The 18,843-nt window shown below is 27.4% G+C and carries 14 protein-coding genes; 9 read left to right on the top strand and 5 right to left on the bottom strand.

Going from position 1 to position 18,843, the window contains the following annotated elements; genetic code table 4:
- Positions 1 to 11: 11 nt before the first annotated feature.
- The 4 genes from ftsH to EXC28_RS05165 all read right to left on the bottom strand — a co-directional run bounded on the left by ftsH (position 12) and on the right by EXC28_RS05165 (position 5,992).
- The gene (ftsH, locus tag EXC28_RS00115; RefSeq protein WP_029330562.1) at positions 12 to 2,243 is read right to left on the bottom strand and encodes an ATP-dependent zinc metalloprotease FtsH; all 2,232 of its coding nucleotides are present in this window, start codon (positions 2,241 to 2,243) and stop codon (positions 12 to 14) included.
- A 77-nt stretch (positions 2,244 to 2,320) separates the two neighbouring features.
- Positions 2,321 to 3,238 carry a tRNA lysidine(34) synthetase TilS gene (tilS, locus tag EXC28_RS00110; RefSeq protein ID WP_051622604.1) on the bottom strand — a complete coding sequence of 306 codons (918 nt, stop codon included), beginning with the start codon at positions 3,236 to 3,238 and terminating at the stop codon, positions 2,321 to 2,323.
- Position 3,239: 1 nt separating this feature from the next.
- Positions 3,240 to 3,791 carry an aminoacyl-tRNA hydrolase gene (gene pth, locus EXC28_RS00105; RefSeq protein ID WP_029330565.1) on the bottom strand — a complete coding sequence of 184 codons (552 nt, stop codon included), beginning with the start codon at positions 3,789 to 3,791 and terminating at the stop codon, positions 3,240 to 3,242.
- A gap of 2 nt (positions 3,792 to 3,793) precedes the next feature.
- Positions 3,794 to 5,992, bottom strand: coding sequence for an AAA family ATPase (locus EXC28_RS05165; RefSeq protein WP_029330567.1), 2,199 nt, complete (start codon positions 5,990 to 5,992; stop codon positions 3,794 to 3,796).
- A 421-nt stretch (positions 5,993 to 6,413) separates the two neighbouring features.
- On the opposite strand from EXC28_RS05165, the gene EXC28_RS05160 reads away from it, so the two are divergent.
- The 9 genes from EXC28_RS05160 to EXC28_RS00055 all read left to right on the top strand — a co-directional run bounded on the left by EXC28_RS05160 (position 6,414) and on the right by EXC28_RS00055 (position 17,873).
- Positions 6,414 to 6,959, top strand: coding sequence for a hypothetical protein (locus tag EXC28_RS05160; protein ID WP_129695082.1), 546 nt, complete (start codon positions 6,414 to 6,416; stop codon positions 6,957 to 6,959).
- Positions 6,960 to 7,052: 93 nt separating this feature from the next.
- Positions 7,053 to 8,321, top strand: a complete 1,269-nt coding sequence (serS, locus tag EXC28_RS05155; RefSeq protein WP_029330569.1) for a serine--tRNA ligase — start codon at positions 7,053 to 7,055, stop codon at positions 8,319 to 8,321.
- Between the two features lie 142 nt (positions 8,322 to 8,463).
- Positions 8,464 to 9,072 carry a hypothetical protein gene (locus EXC28_RS05150; RefSeq protein WP_029330570.1) on the top strand — a complete coding sequence of 203 codons (609 nt, stop codon included), beginning with the start codon at positions 8,464 to 8,466 and terminating at the stop codon, positions 9,070 to 9,072.
- Between the two features lie 14 nt (positions 9,073 to 9,086).
- Complete coding sequence (gene asnS, locus EXC28_RS00080) at positions 9,087 to 10,433, top strand: asparagine--tRNA ligase (protein ID WP_029330571.1); 1,347 nt, start codon at positions 9,087 to 9,089, stop codon at positions 10,431 to 10,433.
- On the top strand, positions 10,433 to 11,431 hold the full coding sequence (locus tag EXC28_RS00075) for a glycosyltransferase family A protein (protein WP_029330572.1): 999 nt from the start codon (positions 10,433 to 10,435) through the stop codon (positions 11,429 to 11,431). Before asnS ends, EXC28_RS00075 begins: the two co-directional genes overlap by 1 nt.
- Positions 11,432 to 11,433: 2 nt before the next feature.
- Positions 11,434 to 12,090 carry an RDD family protein gene (locus EXC28_RS05145; protein WP_029330574.1) on the top strand — a complete coding sequence of 219 codons (657 nt, stop codon included), beginning with the start codon at positions 11,434 to 11,436 and terminating at the stop codon, positions 12,088 to 12,090.
- A gap of 119 nt (positions 12,091 to 12,209) precedes the next feature.
- Positions 12,210 to 14,399: an ATP-dependent helicase gene (locus EXC28_RS00065; protein ID WP_029330576.1), complete on the top strand. Its 2,190-nt coding sequence runs from the start codon at positions 12,210 to 12,212 to the stop codon at positions 14,397 to 14,399.
- A complete protein-coding gene (locus EXC28_RS05140; RefSeq protein ID WP_029330578.1) occupies positions 14,392 to 15,951 on the top strand; it encodes an MHO_4530 family protein in 1,560 nt (519 codons plus the stop codon). The genes EXC28_RS00065 and EXC28_RS05140 overlap by 8 nt, the downstream gene beginning before the upstream one ends.
- A gap of 11 nt (positions 15,952 to 15,962) precedes the next feature.
- Entirely contained in the window at positions 15,963 to 17,873 is a 1,911-nt protein-coding gene (locus EXC28_RS00055) for a M13 family metallopeptidase (RefSeq protein ID WP_029330580.1), read from the top strand.
- A 40-nt stretch (positions 17,874 to 17,913) separates the two neighbouring features.
- Here the strand turns inward: EXC28_RS00055 and EXC28_RS00050 are convergent, their stop codons facing one another.
- Positions 17,914 to 18,828, bottom strand: a complete 915-nt coding sequence (locus tag EXC28_RS00050) for a nucleotidyltransferase (RefSeq protein ID WP_029330583.1) — start codon at positions 18,826 to 18,828, stop codon at positions 17,914 to 17,916.
- Between the last annotated feature and the right edge of the window lie 15 nt (positions 18,829 to 18,843).

Below are 18,843 nucleotides of genomic sequence, written 5' to 3'. Positions count from 1 at the left end.
GATTTTTAGAATTAATTAGTATCGTTTGCATTTGAATTGTTTGAATCATCATTGTCGTCTAATTTTTGTTTTTTTGTTTCAAATTTTTCAGTTGACATTTTTGATTCTTCAATTTTCTTAACACCAGCTACTTCATTGAATAGAGCATCAAAATCTTCTTTTGTATATTCAGATTTTAGATCTTCTTTAGTTTTTTCCATTGTTGGTGGAAGTTGTAGATGTTCGGCAATATATTCAATTTCTTCGGCAACAATAGTTTCGTTAAGAATTAATGCATCTTTAATTAGTTCGAGTAATTGACGATTTTCATTAATAATATCAAATGCTTGTTTTTCAGCTTCTAAAATAATTCTTCTAATTTCTAGATCAATTTCATGACCAATCTTATTTGAGAATGAAGCGTTCTTCATGTAGTCTCTTCCTAGGAATGGATTTGATGAATCTTCTTCATATTGAATTGGACCTAAATTAGATAAACCATATTCAGTAACCATTTTACGTGCAATTTTTGTTGCTTTAGCAATGTCGTTAGCCGCACCTGTTGATACGTTATCTTCACCGTAGATAATCGATTCAGCAACACGACCACCCATAAATGAAGCAATAGATGCTAATAATTCAGATTTTGTTGAATTATATTTTTCTGTATCTGGAAGCATTAAGTTATAACCGCCAGCATTACCTCTTGGAATAATTGTAATTTTTTGAACTTTAATTCCATCACGTAATTTAATACCAACTACAGCATGACCAGCTTCGTGATATGCAACTGCAATATTTTCTTGTTCAGTAATAGTTCTAGATTTTTTAGCAGGCCCCATCATTACTCTATCAATTGCTTCATCAATTTGTGCTGTAGTAATAATGTTTGTTTTTTCACGAACTGATAATAAAGAAGCTTCGTTAATAACGTTTTCAAGTTGTGCACCTGAAAAACCAGGTGTTCTTCTTGCAACGTTAGAGAATTTAACATTAGGAGAAATTCTTTTACCTTTTGCGTGTAATTTAAGGATTGCTTCTCTTTCTTTAATATCTGGTAAGTTTACTGTTATTGTTCTGTCAAATCTACCAGGTCTTAATAATGCGGGGTCTAAAACGTCGGTTCTGTTTGTAGCGGCCATAACAATAACACCACTATTTTCAACCATACCATCCATTTCAACAAGGATTTGGTTTAATGTTTGTTCTCTCTCGTCGTTTCCACCACCAATACCAGCACCTCTTGAACGACCAACAGCGTCTAATTCATCAATAAATACAATTGCAGGAGCTTTTGATCTAGCTTCAGCAAAGACTTCTCTAACACGTCTTGCCCCAAGACCTACAAACATTTCAACAAAGTTTGATGCAGAAATAAATAGGAATGGAACACCAGCTTCTCCAGCGGTTGCTTTTGCTAATAATGTTTTACCAGTTCCTGGAGGCCCACCAAGTAGAATTCCTTTTGGTATTCTCGCACCAGCTGACGCGTATTTCTTAGGATTTTTTAGATAATCAACTACTTCTTGAATTTCCTCTTTTACTTCTTCATTTCCGGCCACATCAGCAAATTTCTTATCACTTTTTACTTGAATTGCTTTTGATGCACCTTGTTCGCCAAGTACATTTCCACCATTCATGTAATTTCTTGAAGCTCTATTAATTGCGATTCATCCAAGAATTAATAAACTCATTATTACAAAAGGAGATAATGAACTTACTAGGTATGTGAATAAAGGAGTTTGGTTATTTACCATTTCGTTTGTTCAAATGGCATTGTTTTTCATTGATGCGGGTGCTGTTGTAAACACAGATGTATCAATTATGAAATTATCAATATTAACTCCTGGTGTCGCAAAATTTACATCTGGATTTGATAATTTAATTAACAATTTATGAAATTCAGCTTTATTAAATCCTGTTAATATAAATCATTCTTCAAATTCTCTTGCTGAACCAGTTAATAATCCAGCATGATTATGAATTTCTCCTCATTCTTCAGGAGTAGCGACATATTTTATGTTTAACATTCCGTTGTAATCATTTAATACAAATTTAGTAATAAAGAAATTGTCATCTTTTGATTTAGCAGCTTTTGTAACTATTTCATTTAAAATAACAGTATCACGTGTCACATTACGCATTGGATTTGACATGTAATATGAAATAGTTGCAAAAATTCCAGCTATTAAAATAATGGAAAATAAAATCATTGCAATTTTTCATAAGGCAAATGGTTTTTTTGGTTGATTTGCTTGATTCATTTTTCCTCCTTACTTATATATTAATTTATATAAATCTATTTGTTTATATAATGTGAAAATTATAAGAAAAAACCAATTTAAAATAATAGTTTTCCCTGTTTTTTATATATAAAATGATAATTATCAAGTTTAAATTGTGAAGTTCTACGTGAAGAGAGAATAAATTTTTTAATATTTTCAACTTTTGATTTAGATAAGTTTAAATAATCAAATTTTTCAAATAATAGTAAATAAATCATCTCCAATGAAAGAGTTTCAATATTGACAAAATCTTGTGAATATTGTTTCTTACTTCATTGATCTAGTTTTTGTTTTTCTAAAATAAATTCTCTGTTTAGATGTTCATTAATATGATGATATCTTTTTAACAATTTTTCCTTAATTTCAATTGTTTCATCAATGATTGAATTTCTAATTTTATTACGTTGGTAATGATTTTCAAAGTTAGTATAATCATCCGCAAACAACAGTTGTTCCTTGAAACATAATTTTCTAATTTGAGATTTTCATATTAGATTCACCCAAGGTCTTAATACCTCAATATTGAATACATTACTTTTAGAAAGAATCCCATAATAATAAGATTTACGATTACTTTGTTCTTTAATAATTGCTGTTTCTAATGAGTCATCTTTGTGATGTGCTGTCAATAAGTATTTACAATTTTCTTTTTGCATTACTCCTTTGAAAAACTCATATCTTTTTATACGTGCTCAATTTTGAAAATTACCCTTGATTTCATCAACATGTAAATTCAATACATAACATTTAATATTGTGCTTATTACAGTAATCTCTTACAATCGCTTCGTCAATGTTACTATCAAAACGTTTATGATAATTCACATGTGCAACTACAATGTTTTGATTATTCAATGTATGTAATAACAACATTGAATCAGGGCCACCACTTACTGCAATTAATAGTTTGTCATCTAAATTACAATGTTTTTTAAGAAAATTTTCTGTTTTAATTTTTAAATCATTTAATTTCATATTAGAAATTTCCTGTAAATTTATTCATTACAAAACGAATGTCATTATATACAAATGAAATCAGTGCATCCGCTGCATAATCTATTGCTTTATTAATTACTAATCATTCTTCGTACGAGAATTTACCCAATACATAATCAATAATGTTATTATCACGACCGATACCAATTTTGAAACGTTTAATTTCATTGTCTTTATGTTTAACTTTATTTAGAATGTCTTTCATTCCGTTATGACCACCACTGCTTCCTTTTTGTTTAATAGAAGCTTTACCTAAAATTAAGTCAATATCGTCATACACAATAATTACGTCATCGACATTGATTTTGTAGTATTCAACAATGGCTTGAACGAAATCACCACTATTGTTCATGTATGTCAATGGTTTAGCTAAAATGAAATCTTTATTTTTATAATAAATCCCATTAAATTTCTTTTCTTCTAATTGAATGCCTAATTTTTGAGCAATTGCATCTACAACCATAAAACCAACGTTATGTCTAGTTTTTTCATATTGTTCACCAGGATTACCTAAACCTACTATTAATTTCATATCTACTCCTTATTATTTAATGTTTCTCAAATTTCTTTAATACATGTTCTTCTTTGTGAATCACTATCGTTATTAATTCCAGCTTCCAATGCTTCATATTCACCAAAGATAATACTTAATTTCTGCGCTCTCGTAATTGCTGTGTATATTAACTTTTTAGACAATAATCTTTTTGCTTCATTAAATAAAACAGTTAAGACAACAGGACATTCACTACCTTGATATTTATGTACACTTGTACAATATGCAGGAATCACTTTTTGTATAAAATCTTTTTTAGAGAAAACTACTGTTTTAGAATCATTTTCAAAGCTAATTGCAATTTTAGATAAATTATTTTTTTCATCATAATCAAATCTTGAGATATAACCAATTTCACCATTGAACACTTTTTTACTTGGATCATTAATTGTATTTAACACCTTATCATTTAAAGCAAAAGTTTTCTTACCAATCTTAATGACTTCTTCTTTTTCTTTATCTCTTCAGAAATTATTTAAAGCCTCATTCAATTTATCAATCCCAGTTTGATAGTTGTAAATCGGACTTAATATTGCAATATCTTTTTTTGTATAACCTTGTTTTAGCAATTCTTGAATTTCTTTAATTAAAGCGGAAGACAATTCTTGTTTATCTAATGTTTTAAATTGCGAATGAGGTTGATTGAATTTAGGAATTTCTTGCTTATTAATTGAAATTGCATCAGATACAATGTCAAAGTTTTCAGCTTGACGATAAATTTTAGTTAATTCAATGGTTTCGAAAATATTATTCTCAATAAAATCATTAATTAAATAACCTGCACCAATGGCTGGTAATTGATTTTTATCCCCAACTAAAATAATTTTATGTAAGGTTTCCACGTGAATCCCTTTTAATAAATGATAGAAAAGTTCAGTTGATACCATTGAGAATTCATCAATGATTAAACACTCAATACGTTCTGGTCACCTTTCATTGACTTCAAATTTATTGGTATCCACGTTTCACATCAAGAAACTGTGAATGGTTGAAGCTTTAATTTCCGTTTGCTTATTTATATTAATTGTTGCTCTTCCGGTTGGTGTAACAACTGCTATAGCTTCTTTTGGATATTTCTTTAATAAAGAATTAATAATGTCATTAGTAATCAAGGTTTTCCCAGTTCCAGGACTACCTGTAATTAAAACTAAATTTTGTGTTAATGCTAAATGTTTGGCTTTATTTTGCAATGAATGATAACGTTTATTCTCTTTAACTTCAATGTCAGTAAAATTCTTATTTTCTTTAATTCTTTTCAATCTGGCAACAATATAGTTTTCCATATCAAACATTTCTTTTGTTGTGATATAGGTTTTGTTATCTCAAATAAATACATATTCTTCATTGATTAGAATTTTTAGATATTCTTTAAAATGATTTGGTGTAATCTGTTTACCATTAACAAAATATCAATTGTAAAATTCATTAATTGAAACTTTAGTATGTCCTGAATCAAATAGGAAATTAGAAAGCCCTTGATATAAATAAACTGCATTACGATATGAATCATCCACTGATTGAAAATGATCGTTTAATTTATCTAAATCAATCAAACTAACGTATTTATTTTCAAAATAATATTTGTAAAAGTTATTTCTATACTTATTAATAAAGGCATTTAAATTAGGAAAATTTTGATTAATTTTTTCATAAAAAGAAGGACTTAAATTTAACTGTAAGAAAAATAGTTGATCTTTAACTACTTGAGGATTATCTTTTAAAAATCTACGTGCTTCTAGAAAATCTTCTTCTTTCATACCTAAATCATGATGTGAAATTTTAACGTCGTATGTTATTCTATCTAATGTATCAATTCCATATTTTTCTACAATGTTTTTAGCTTTGATTGTTCCAATGCCTTTAAAATGACTACTCTCTAAAAACTTAACAATGTAATTCAGTTTTCAATCATCGCTTTCGTCCATTGATAACAAAATATAACTATCTTGATATTTTGAATTAACATTTCTATCAACGATTAGTTCATATTGCTTATCTAATTCTATTTCTAAATCAGGTTTATCGACAACTATAGAAATTGTTCCAAATTTATTTTCTTTAATAAGATCTTTCCCACTTATAACATTACTTATTTTGAAAGCAAAAATTCTATAAGTGTTGTTCTCTCTTTCAAATAAAATCTTTTTAAAAAAACCTGATATTTTGATTAATACTGACATATTAATATAATTTTAACAAAAAAGCAATTAAATAACATTAGCAATTGTTTTGCTTATATTATCTTATAAACAAATAAATTGTTTATCTTTGCAACTTACTTTAATAATTGAGGTCAATAAGTATTAAAATTTTATTAAGTAATATTTCAATATATGACATAGTTATATAAACACATAAATTAATGTCGAAAATATATTTGAATACAAAAATAAGAAAACAATTGAGGTTGATAAAATGCTTCTTTCCGGATTGGGATATTTAATTTTTGCTATTGCATTACTTTCATGAAACTTTCTATTATATTTTGCTCAAACTATTTTTACAGAAAGTAATTTTTATATCAAGAATAAAATCAAAATAGAGAATTCAAAATACTTTGACTTTTTATATAAAATAACCGTTAAAAGTTTTGTTAATTCTATGCTTAAGGCATTTATGTTAATGGCAATTTACATTGCTTTATTATTAATTGCTTATTACTACATTAGGATATTTAATCAACCTATCGTTTATAAAGTTGAACTTATATATCTATGACCAGTAATATTTGTTATACATTTTGTAGTTTTAATAACTCTTTTCTCAATTGCATTACATCAAATTAAACAATGAAGAAAAGCTAATAATTCTTTTGAAACAACATACAGTGAATATTTCCTTAATTTATCTAAAGACTGAGAAAACAAGATTGTTTTATCAATGGAAAATTTAGATGAAAATATATTGTTAAAAAGGGCTGATGGTAAAGTTGTTAAAAGGATTATTCCTTTAAGAAAATATAAGAAATTTATTCGTAAATACAATTGTTTTTTCACAATTGAAGATTTCTTTGATTTCTATGTTATTGAAAGATGAGATAAATATTTATACAAAAATAAATCAATTGATTTTGAACAATTATTGCAACTTAAACAAGAATTCATTGATAAATATAGTAAAACACATAACGAAAATAAAAAACGTTAGGAAAATTCTTGACGTTTTTTATATTGAATATAAAAGGAATGGGAAAAATAAAATTTGCTTTATAATTTATTAAGTTTTACAAAGAGGTGCAAAATGTTAGATTTAAAATATATTCTTAATAATAAAGCTGAAGTAATCAAAAAATTATCAACCCGTAATTATGACGTTACTAAAATTGATTCAATCGTTAAATTAGGTGAAAAAAGAGGTAAATTAATTCACCAATTAGAACAATTACAAGCACAAAGAAATTCTTTATCAGAAACAATTGGAATTAAGAAAAGAAACAAAGAGGCTTGCGATGATTTAATGGAGGCCGTTAACAAAATTAAAGCAGAAATTGACAGCGTTGACCATCGTGCTGATGCAATTATTAAACAAGTTAATGATATTTTAGTATTGATTCCAAACCTTCCTTATGACGAAGTTCCTGTTGGTTATGACGAAAATGATAACGTTTTAATTGCTAGACACGATCAACTAGGGCGTGGCTTAGTTAAAGGTGTTGAGGCTCATTATGACATTGCAACTAAATTAAATATCATTGATTTCAGTCGTGCTGTTAAAATGGCACATACAAGATTTGTTGCTTACAAAAATGATGGAGCTAGATTAATTAGAGCACTTGCAAACTTCATGCTAGATACACACATTAAAAACGGTTATAAAGAAATTATGCCGGCACACCTTGTTAATAGTGCAATGTTATTTGGAACAGGACAATTACCAAAATTCAAAGAAGATTTATTTAAAGTTAATAACGATGATTTATGATTAATTCCAACCGCTGAAGTTCCACTAACTAACTTCCACCACGATGAAATTGTTGATTTAAGCGAACCAATTAAATACGTCGCTTACACTAAATGCTTTAGATCAGAAGCTGGTAGTGGTGGCAAAGATACACGTGGTATTATTAGACAACATGAATTCCATAAAGTTGAATTAGTTAAATTAGTCAAACAAGAAGATGCAATGAAAGAATGAGAAGCAATGGTTAAAGATGCTAAAAATATTCTTGAATTACTTGAAATTCCTTATCAAGAATTACTTCTATGTACTGGAGATATGGGATTTAGTTCAGCCAAAACAATCGATCTTGAATTATGAATTCCAAGTGAACAAAGATTTAGAGAAACAAGTTCAATCTCTATATGTACCGATTTTCAAGCCAGAAGAGCAAAAATTAGATACAAAACAGCTGATGGAAAAACACAATTTGCATACACAATGAATGGTTCTGGATTAGCAATTGACAGAGTTATGGCGGCTATTTTAGAAAACTATCAAAACCCCGATGGAAGTATAACCATTCCTAAAGTTTTAGTTCCTTACATGAATAATCAAACAATAATTAAATAATGAAGTGAAATTGCTTTCGCTTTTTTATTTTCAATAAATTTAATTCAATTAAAATAGGATTTTTATATTGTTAATATAAATTCAATCGTAATACCAAGATAATTAATGTTGAATTTGGTAAAATTTTACAAGAAGGAAAAACATGAGAAAAAGAAAAAATATATTGAAATATCTTTGCTTAACACCAATTGCTTTCATACCATTAACTACTTTAAGTTGTGTTGATGAAAAAGAAGAGGAAAAGAAAATTACTGATCAAAAGAATTTCGTTATTAAAAATAATTTAGATGTTCAATACGTAATTAAACCTTTCGATCAAAATACAGGAAATTTTGCTGACACACCAATTAATTCTTATTCATTTTCTAGTGAAGAAAAGCGACAATTAATTAATAAATACATCGAATTCAAAGCTAAAACATTAAATAAATATAAAAAACAATGAGAAATTAATGCTTTTGAATTTATAAAAGATCCAATTTTCCAAGCATTGTATCAAAATGCATACAAAGCAACCAAAGAACACGTTTATGACAAAATCATTCATTTTATTAACAGCCTAGATGAAAGTAAAAAACGAACACCATTATTTACTGCATTCACTAATGATGTTCAAACTTGAAACAATCAACTAAACGATATACTTAACAAAGATATGAAATATTGAAATACAGCATTTGTAAAGCTGGGTTATGCAATTAAAGTGTTAACTGAAACATATTTAGTTAAATTTTTAACTTCAACAAATTAATATGGGAGACTAACATGACTATTAAATATTTATATACACATACAGACAAACTTCAAGACCAACAACAATTTGAATTCAAAGGTTGAGTTTCTTCAAACAGGGGAAACGACAAAATTCGTTTCATTACTTTAAATGACGGAAGTACAGTTTCAAACCTTCAGGTTGTTATCAAGGGTGATGACATCGCTAAATTTAACATAGATCAAATTAATTTAGGTAGCTCTGTTATTATCAATGGAACATTATTATTAACACCAAAAAATCCTCAACCATTTGAATTACTAGCAACTGATGTTAAATTATTAAACACAACAGATGAAGACTTCCCTATCCAAAAGAAAGAAACAACATTAGATTTCTTACGTGAAATTCCACATTTGAGACACAGAACTAATTTAATTAAAACCATTATGTTAATTAGAAACTCATTAAGCTTTGAAATTCATAAATATTTCCAAGAACATGATTTTATTAACATAGCAGCTCCTATTATTACATCAAACGATGGTGAAGGCGCTGGTGAAACATTAGTTGTAGATGATGAAAATGAAGAAATGTTTTTTAAACAAAAAGCCTTTTTAGGTGTAACTGGGCAATTACATGCTGAGGCTATGGCTGCTGGTTTAAAAAGGGTTTATACTTTTGCACCAACTTTCAGAGCTGAAAATTCACACACCTCAAGACACTTAGCTGAATTCTGAATGATTGAACCAGAAGTTGCTTTCTTTAATCTTCCTGATATCATTGAACTTGCTGATGACCTACTCAAAACTGCAATTAAAAACACAATGGAAAAACACCCAGACGAAATGAAATTCCTAAACGCTTTATCTGACAATACATTGATTGAAAAATTAAATAAATTCATTAAAACTAAATTAACCATTATGAACTACGGAGATGCTGTTGAAGAATTAAAGAAACACACCGATGAATTTGAAGAAAAAAATCTATACTTTGGTGTCGATCTAGCTAGTGAACATGAAAAATATCTATCAGAAAAAATCGTTAATGGTCCTGTTGCAGTTATTAACTATCCAAAAGATATTAAAGCTTTCTATATGCACCAAAATGACGATGGAAAAACAGTTGCTGCATTTGATCTATTAGTTCCGGGAATTGGTGAATTAATTGGCGGAAGTCAAAGAGAGGCAAGATATAACCAATTATTAAACAGAATGCAAGAATTACACATTCCAGTTGATCCGCTACAATGATATCTAGATTTAAGAAGATATGGTTATGCCCCTTCAAGTGGTTTTGGAATTGGATTTGAAAGATTAGTTATGTATGTAACTGGTATGAATAATATTCGTGATGTTATTCCTTTCCCAAGAGTCGCAGGAATGGTGAAAATGTAATGAATAAGCCATATATCACCGTTGTTGTTCCCATTTATAATTCCAAAACATCTATTGAAGATATTTTTAAAAACTTATTAAAACAAAGCGACCAAAATTTCAACATTATTGCTATCGTTGATAAACCAAATGACATTGATTATGAATCAATTAAAAAAATCTACAGTGAATTTGGTAGTGAAAGATTTAAATTAATTATTAACTCAAATCACCAATTACTTCATAAAGTTATTCAACAAAGCTTACCATTAGTTGAGACTGAATACGTCTTCATTATGTATTCATACGTTTATATGAAATCCGAATTCACCAAACGTATTAATCTGTTCTTCAACAGTGCGAAAACATTACCTGATTTTTTAGAAATATCAGGATTTTGCTATGGTCTAGCTTCTTATAAATGAAAACAAAATTATTTAAAAGAAAATACAATATATAACTTAAGCGAAAACTATGCTCCCATTCTTTTCGCTTCTCCTTTTACCTTTAATAACATATTAAAAACTCAAATAGTTAAAACTATTTACAGTGATTTGAATTACACTTCATTCAACCATCAATATTCAATTGATTACGTTTATGAAGGATTAAAACAAGCAAAAACTTACGCTTTAATCACCAATACTTGAATTGATGACTATAACCATAATTTAACTATTTTCAATATCAAAAACTTTATGGATCAATGAGAAGTTGTTTTTCAAAATACAGAAAATGAAAACCAATTTCTTCACCTTCTTTTAGCATGTAAAATTCACTTACAATATTTCTTACCGGGTTATTTAGGTTCACTAACTATTAAAAAATCTGATACAAAATGAAAATCAGTTAACTTCCTAAAAAATTCTTTACTAAACATAATCAATGAATTTGATGTTAAATATCAATCATATCAACCTCAATTAAATAATCTAATCAAAAAATACAACATCAAAAAAATCAATGAAAAATATATCTACTCAATTCCTAAATGAAAAGATATATTTAAAACTTATTAATCATGGTTAAACAAATCAATAAAAAAGCTAATTTCTGAATTAGATTATTAGCAACATTGATTGATGTAATTATCTTTCTTATCTTTAGTGTAATAAGTAGTTTTGCAACGTTTGATTATCAAAATGCAAAATTGATACATAATGCTTTATATTACTTCTGATTAATAAACCTTATTTTATTTCTTCTAATATATTTCATATTGATTCCCATTTTTGCAAAGGGCAAAACATTGGGTATGACAATATGTAGAATTAAAATCATTTCAACAGATAAAACTGAAAAATTTTCTAAAGCAGTATTCAATCGTCAACGTTTATTCTCCTTTGTTTGAATGATTATTTTTGCCTTGTTTGCAATATTAATTTCGCCCGAAACTTTTATTAAAGCATCTACAAAAGGCATGACTAAAGACCAATTAACAACTGTTCAATTTGGGTTCTTAATGATCCCAATTGCATTAATTGGAATTGCAAGTTTTACTCAATTATTTTTAATAATGTCAAACGCAAGATCAAACAGAGTTGGACTAAATGATAAATTCTCCTCAACAGAAACGGTTTGAATTAACAAATATGAAGAAATTGAAGAAGAAGAAATTATAGAAAGAATTATTAAACCAAAAAAACGCGTTTTACCAACTTTAACATTCAAAAACTAGTCAATTTGGGCTGGTTTTTATTTTGTTTTAAGTTGAAATATTGAAACTATGCCTATATTAAAGTATAATTTTAATGTATTAATGCTATGCATTAAATTTTTGTGTTTTTCGGAGGTTTTATGAATAAATTAGATTTGGAAACTTTAAATACTCAGCAAAGAGCAGCAATATTACACACAGATGGTCCTTTAAGAATTGTTGCGGGCGCAGGAAGTGGTAAGACCCGTGTTTTAACACACAAAATTGCATATTTAATTCAAGAAGAAAACATTTCAAGTCGTGATATTCTGGCGGTTACTTTCTCAAACAAAGCTGCAAATGAAATGAAAGAACGTGTAATTGGATTGCTTGGCAATACAGAAATTGGCGAAATCAATATATATACCTTCCATTCTCTATGTGCAAGAATTTTACGTAAAGAAATTCACAACATGAATTATCCAAACGACTTCCAAATCCTAGATGAATCAGACCAAAAAGAAGTTTTAAAACTAGTTTATAACGAACTAGATATATCAGCAACTATCTACACCTATGGTTCTATTCTCTCATTTATTCAAAACCAAAAAAATGACTCCAAAAGTCCCGAAGATCTACTTAATGATGAAGACTATAAAAATGATGTTAGAGCGAAAATCTACCAAGCTTATCAAAGACACCTTGATATAGCACACTCATTAGATTTTGATGACTTACTTGTATTTGTATATCGTTTATTCTACGATCCAAAATACGAAGGTATTTCTAAAAAATGAGAAAACAGATTTAAATATGTATTGGTAGATGAATTTCAAGATACAAGTAAACTTCAATACGATATTGTTAAAAAATTAGCTTATTCTAAAAATTTAACGATCGTTGGAGACCCAGATCAAACAATCTATTCATGGAGAAATGCCGACATTAATTTAATTTTAAATTTTGACAAAGATTTTGAAAATGTTAAAACCATTAAACTGGAACAAAACTATCGTTCAACTGGTAATATATTAAACGTTGCTAATAAATTAATTAAACACAATAAACTAAGATTGCAAAAAGAATTATTTACTATTAATGAAAATGGTGAAAACATTGAATTCTTCTGCGGTCATTCAGAAGAGGCAGAAGCTAGATGGATTGCTAACCAAATATCCGATTTAAAAAGAAATAGAGTTCAATTAAAAAATATTGCTATCTTATTTAGAATTAATAGTTATTCAAGAGCAATTGAAGAAGCTTTAATTAGCGAAAATACTATTTATAAATTATTCGGTTCAATTAAGTTCTATCAACGTGAAGAGATTAAAGTGGCACTAGCTTATCTAAGGGTTATATATGATGGTAGTGAAATTTCTTTAATGAAAATTATTAACAAACCTTCTAGAAGAATTGGTGATGCAACAATTGAAAAATTATTGAAATTCGCCAGAGCAAACAACGTCGATTTATTCTCTTGCCTAGAAAATCGTTTAAATGAAATTAAACAAGAATTGAATCTGCCACTTGAAACTTTAAAAAATATTGCTTCATTAGTTAATAACATTCGTTGAGCAAGAAAAGCTATCCATACAAATAAAATTCATTTAACCTTAAAAGAATTAATGATTAATAAAATTCAATACTTTGAAGAATTTAAGAAAAATGAAGAAGAATATGAAGAAAAAATGAATAACTTCTCTTCATTAATTAAAGCGATTGAAAACTGGCAAACTAAAAAACCAAATGGAACAATTGACGAATACCTACAAGAAATAACATTAATTTTAGATAGAGATGTTGATGATGACGCAGCTAGCTATGTTTCACTAATGACAGTGCATAATGCAAAGGGATTAGAATTTGATTACGTTTTCGTAGCGGGACTAGCTGAAAATATTTTCCCACTACGCAGAGCAATTAGCATTTCACCCAAAATCGATTTTTCTTTCCTAGCAAATAATAAAAATATTAAGCAAGAAAACCAAGAGGGACTTGAAGAAGAAAGAAGACTTGCTTATGTAGCATTTACAAGAGCAAAAACTAAATTGTTCTTATCATTTGCAATTGGTAAGGGCGGAACAATTAGAAGTAGATTTTTAAGCGAAGCTGGTATTAAGAAAACCAATTCAATTGAAACGGCAAGTAGTTTTTCTATCTCTAAAAACATTAACGAAAATGTAAATTTAATTCCGGGTGATTTCATTACCCATAAAACCTATGGTAGAGGTGAAGTTCTAGAGGTTGTTGATAATATCATTCATGTTAAATTCGGAGATACCAAAAAGGTTAAAACATTTGATAAGTACCATCCCGCTATCAAAAAATTAATCGAGGATAGCAATGCATAATTCACTTTCAATTACTTTATGCACTTTATTTTTAATAATTTTTGTAGTAGTAATTATTACAATTGTTATTTCATTTATTAAATTACATAGCAAAAAGAATAATGATAATTACGGATTTGTTATCTTTGATATTGATTTAAGAAAACAAAGAGCTAAATGATTTAACGATATCAATATGTTAAATAAAGCGCCTGAATTTATGAAAAAAAGTCCTTTAGTTAGCGGTGAATGATGTGAAATGAGTGATTTCTATCAATTATTTAACAATAACTCTATTGCTAAAATCAAAAGAATTTGAGATTTAAAAAAATATTTAACAGAAATTGAAAAATTAAAGGTTTCTCTAACCACGGGGAATAATGAATTATTTGAATACACAATAACAGTTGAGATTCCAAACAATAACTCAAATATTATTCAAGTTTCACTAGAGTGACAAAAACAACAAACTAAAAATACATCTATTTTTAACAGAATAACCGAACATATTAATAGTTTGTTTCAACAAAAATATCATTCAGTTTTATGTGCAATCATTAATTCAAAATACATATTAGACGAAGAAACCATTAATGGTTTATATAACCAATTAATTCCCACTCAAATTGCTACGCATATGGATTTAATTAAAGAAAACGATCGTCTTTTCTTTGCTTTTAAGGGATTGCCTCATGTTAAGAAAAACACAATGAATATCTATAATGAGATATTAGAAAATTTTTCTAATAAAGCAGTTAAATATTTTGATTATGTTTTTGTTGTTAAACAAAATAGTAATAATAAATTATTACCAAAAACATACAATACCTTATTAAATTACATCTATCTATTAATAGAAACTAAAAAATTAGATAACTTCCAAATAATTGAAGAAAATCTAACCAACAAAGATGATTATAAATTCTTTTCAAAAGCATATAATCGTGCTGAAAAATTAATTAATAACAACGAATTAACAATGACATATACCAATGTTAAAAACCTTTCGAAAAACAGCAATGATTATAAAATTATTAATCCAGTATTGACCAATAGATCTCTTGATGATATCTTAAGAGTGCAAATGAACGATTTAGACGTTTTTTCAAACTTAACAACCAAATTTATTGAAACCAACCAAATGACTAATCGTAGCAACTCAATTTTCATTTTAGATGACTATTATTTCGTTAAAAATGGTCTGAACCCATTAAGAAACATGATTGAAAATAACGATAACTTATATCTAACTATTAGAATTAGCAATTGAAATAACATCATTAACGTTATTAATAAATATGAATTACTAAAAACTGATTATCCAATGAACTTATATATTGATAATATTGATAACAACGTAGTTCAAATACTAAATGAAAAGAATATTAAAATGATTATTCTTGGCAAAAACATCACGAATAACTTAAATATTCCAAAGAATATGATTTATACTAATAAATTAATTGAACTTATTAGACATAAAAGAGGAATTGTTGTATTTGATAATTTCAATGCAAATGTTTATAAAAAGATTTTTGAAGATAAATATGAAAAAATTTACTACACTGAATAAGGAGAATATATATGAATAAAGAATTAATTAAACACGATTTCTTTGATGCAGTAAACAAGAAATGAATTGACAAAACTAAAATTCCAAACGATAGACGTGGATGAGGAACTTTTTACATTCTAGATAAAAAATTAACCGATTTACAAAAACGTTTATTTAACAAATGATTAACAGACACAAGTGATATAGAAAATTATCCAATGTTAATTGAGATGATGAAATTCTACAAATTAGTTAAAGATTGAGATTCAAGAAAACAAAATGGGTTAAAACCTTTAAAAGACATCTTAACCAAAATTGAAGCAATGCAAAGTTGAGATGATGTTGTTAAAAATTACAGATGACTAACTTTTATGAACCTACAAACACCTTTATCATTTGATTTGGGTGATGATTTTAAAGACCCAGGTAGACGTGTTTTCTGAATGAACGAATATCAATACATTCTTCCTGAAAAAGGTTATTACGAAGACGAAAAGAAAAGAGAAAAATATTTAACAGTTTGAAAAGAAATGACTTCTAAACTTTTAAACAAACTATACAGTCAAGATAAATCAAGCGAAATCATTAACAATGCTCTTACTTTAGATTTAAATGTTTCTAAATACATACTAACAGCAGAAGAACAACACAGATACTATGAATTATATAATCCTCGTACAATTGAAGAATTACAAGCAAAAATTGAAATCTTCAATGTTAAACAATTAATTGAACTTCTTGTTGATAAAAAAGAAACAAAATTCATTGTTGTTCCTTCATTAATTCATTTAGATAACTTTAATAAAATATTCACAAAAGATAACTTCGAACAATACAAAGCAAGTTTAATTATCGATGTTATTTTAACCTTTGCTCCTTATCTAGACCATCAAACTAAAGAAATTGCTACAGAATTCCAATCTGCATTATATGGTAAGGTTAAAGTCTCAAAAGAAAAAGTTGCTTTAAACCAAACTCTTTCAATTTATTCAATGGTTTATGGTAAATATTATGGAGAAAACTACTTCGGAATTGAAGCAAAACGTGATGTTGAAAAAATGATTGAAGCAATGAAACAAATCTATAAAGAAAATCTTTTAAACAATGACTGACTAGAAGATGCAACCAAACAAATGGCAATCAAAAAGATTGAAAAAATGAATGTTATGGTTGGTTACCCAGAACTTATTGAACCTTACTACGATGAATTAACATTAGATAGCAACAATGGATATGATGATTTAGTTCAACATGTAATTAAATTTAGAATTAAAAGAAGTGAATATCTATATTCACAATATCAAGAATATAAAAATCAAAAACTATGATCAATGTCACCGGCAATGGTTAATGCGTATTTCAACCCTTCTGCAAACCACATTGTATTCCCTGCTGGAATTCTACAAGCTCCTTTCTATAGCATTAAACAAACACCAAGCCAAAACTTTGGAGCTATCGGAACTGTTATTGCTCACGAAATATCACACTCATTTGATAACAATGGTTCTAAATTTGATGAAAACGGTATGTTGAAAAACTGATGAACTAAAAATGATGAAGAAAAATTCAATATTAAAATTCAACAAATGATTAAATTATTTGACAAAGTCAAATTCCACAAAAACATTAGATGTAATGGTACATTAACAGTTTCTGAAAACATTGCTGACTGTGGTGGACTATCTTGTTCATATGATTCTGCAAAACTAATTGATCCAAACTTTAATCCTAAGGCTTTCTTTACTCAATATGCAATTATTTGAAGAATCAAATATCGTGAAGAATTCCTTGAAACTATTTCAAAAATTGACCCACATGCACCCGCAAAATTAAGAGTTAACTTACAATTAAAAAACAACCAAGAATTCCAAAAAACTTTCAAAATTAAAAAAGGTGACAAAATGTATCTATCACCTAAGAAAATGTTCAAAATTTGATAATTTTAACATCTTTAAATTAAAAGCCACATTCATAATTTTATTAAAGGTTATTATCGTGGCTTTTTTTAATATTCATTAATATATATAAAATTACTCTTTTTATACGAGATGATGTATATCTTTTAGAAGTACATCTTTCAACAAATTCATCATAAGAAGAAGCGTCAATATTTTTTTTAAATAGATTTTCCATACCTTCAGATACCATTTTAATTTCCGACAATTCTTTTGAAGATAAATTAAGTACAATAGTTTGAAACTCAGAATATCTATCTTCAATTTTTGGATAATTCTTATCTATTTTCATTGATGTATATTGAGATATATTTTTTCCTTCTTTAACTAATTTACGAATGTATGAACCGGATGCATATATTGAATCAGGATCTTCTGAATTATGTGCTACAGTTCTTTTAAAGCAATCCAATTTAACATTAATATTATTATCAATAATATATTTTGTATATTCAAAACCTAAAATATCAGCCGGTATCTCATCCTCTGTCATTAATTCATTTAAAGATAAAAAGGTGCTTTTAACAAATGAATTACCTTGCTTTAAATATTTTTTAACATTTAAATTATAAATATCTAAATTATTTTTAATTCGGTTAGCCGCATTAATATATTTATCTACATCGCTAGTATCTGAAACACCAAAACACAAAAGGTCAATACCTTCTTTTAATAATGTTTCTATCGCTCCTTTAGCAAATATATGTGCCGCTTGAGTAGATGTTTCGAAATCTAGTGGTACTACAAAATCAACACCATTTTTTAACGCCATTTCTTTTCTCTCTTCATAAGACGCAATAGCTATCTCTCCTCTTTGTACATAATCACTGGATAAGGCGACAATTAATTGAGAATTAGGGTATTTTTCCTTAATTTTATTTATTAAATATTTATGACCATTATGAAATGGATTAAATTCTGCTATCAAACCTATTTTCATAAGAATTATTATATT

Source organism: Metamycoplasma cloacale, from assembly GCF_900660735.1.
Lineage (GTDB): Bacteria > Bacillota_I > Bacilli_A > Mycoplasmatales > Metamycoplasmataceae > Metamycoplasma > Metamycoplasma cloacale.
This window is presented reverse-complemented; position numbering and strand designations above follow the sequence as displayed.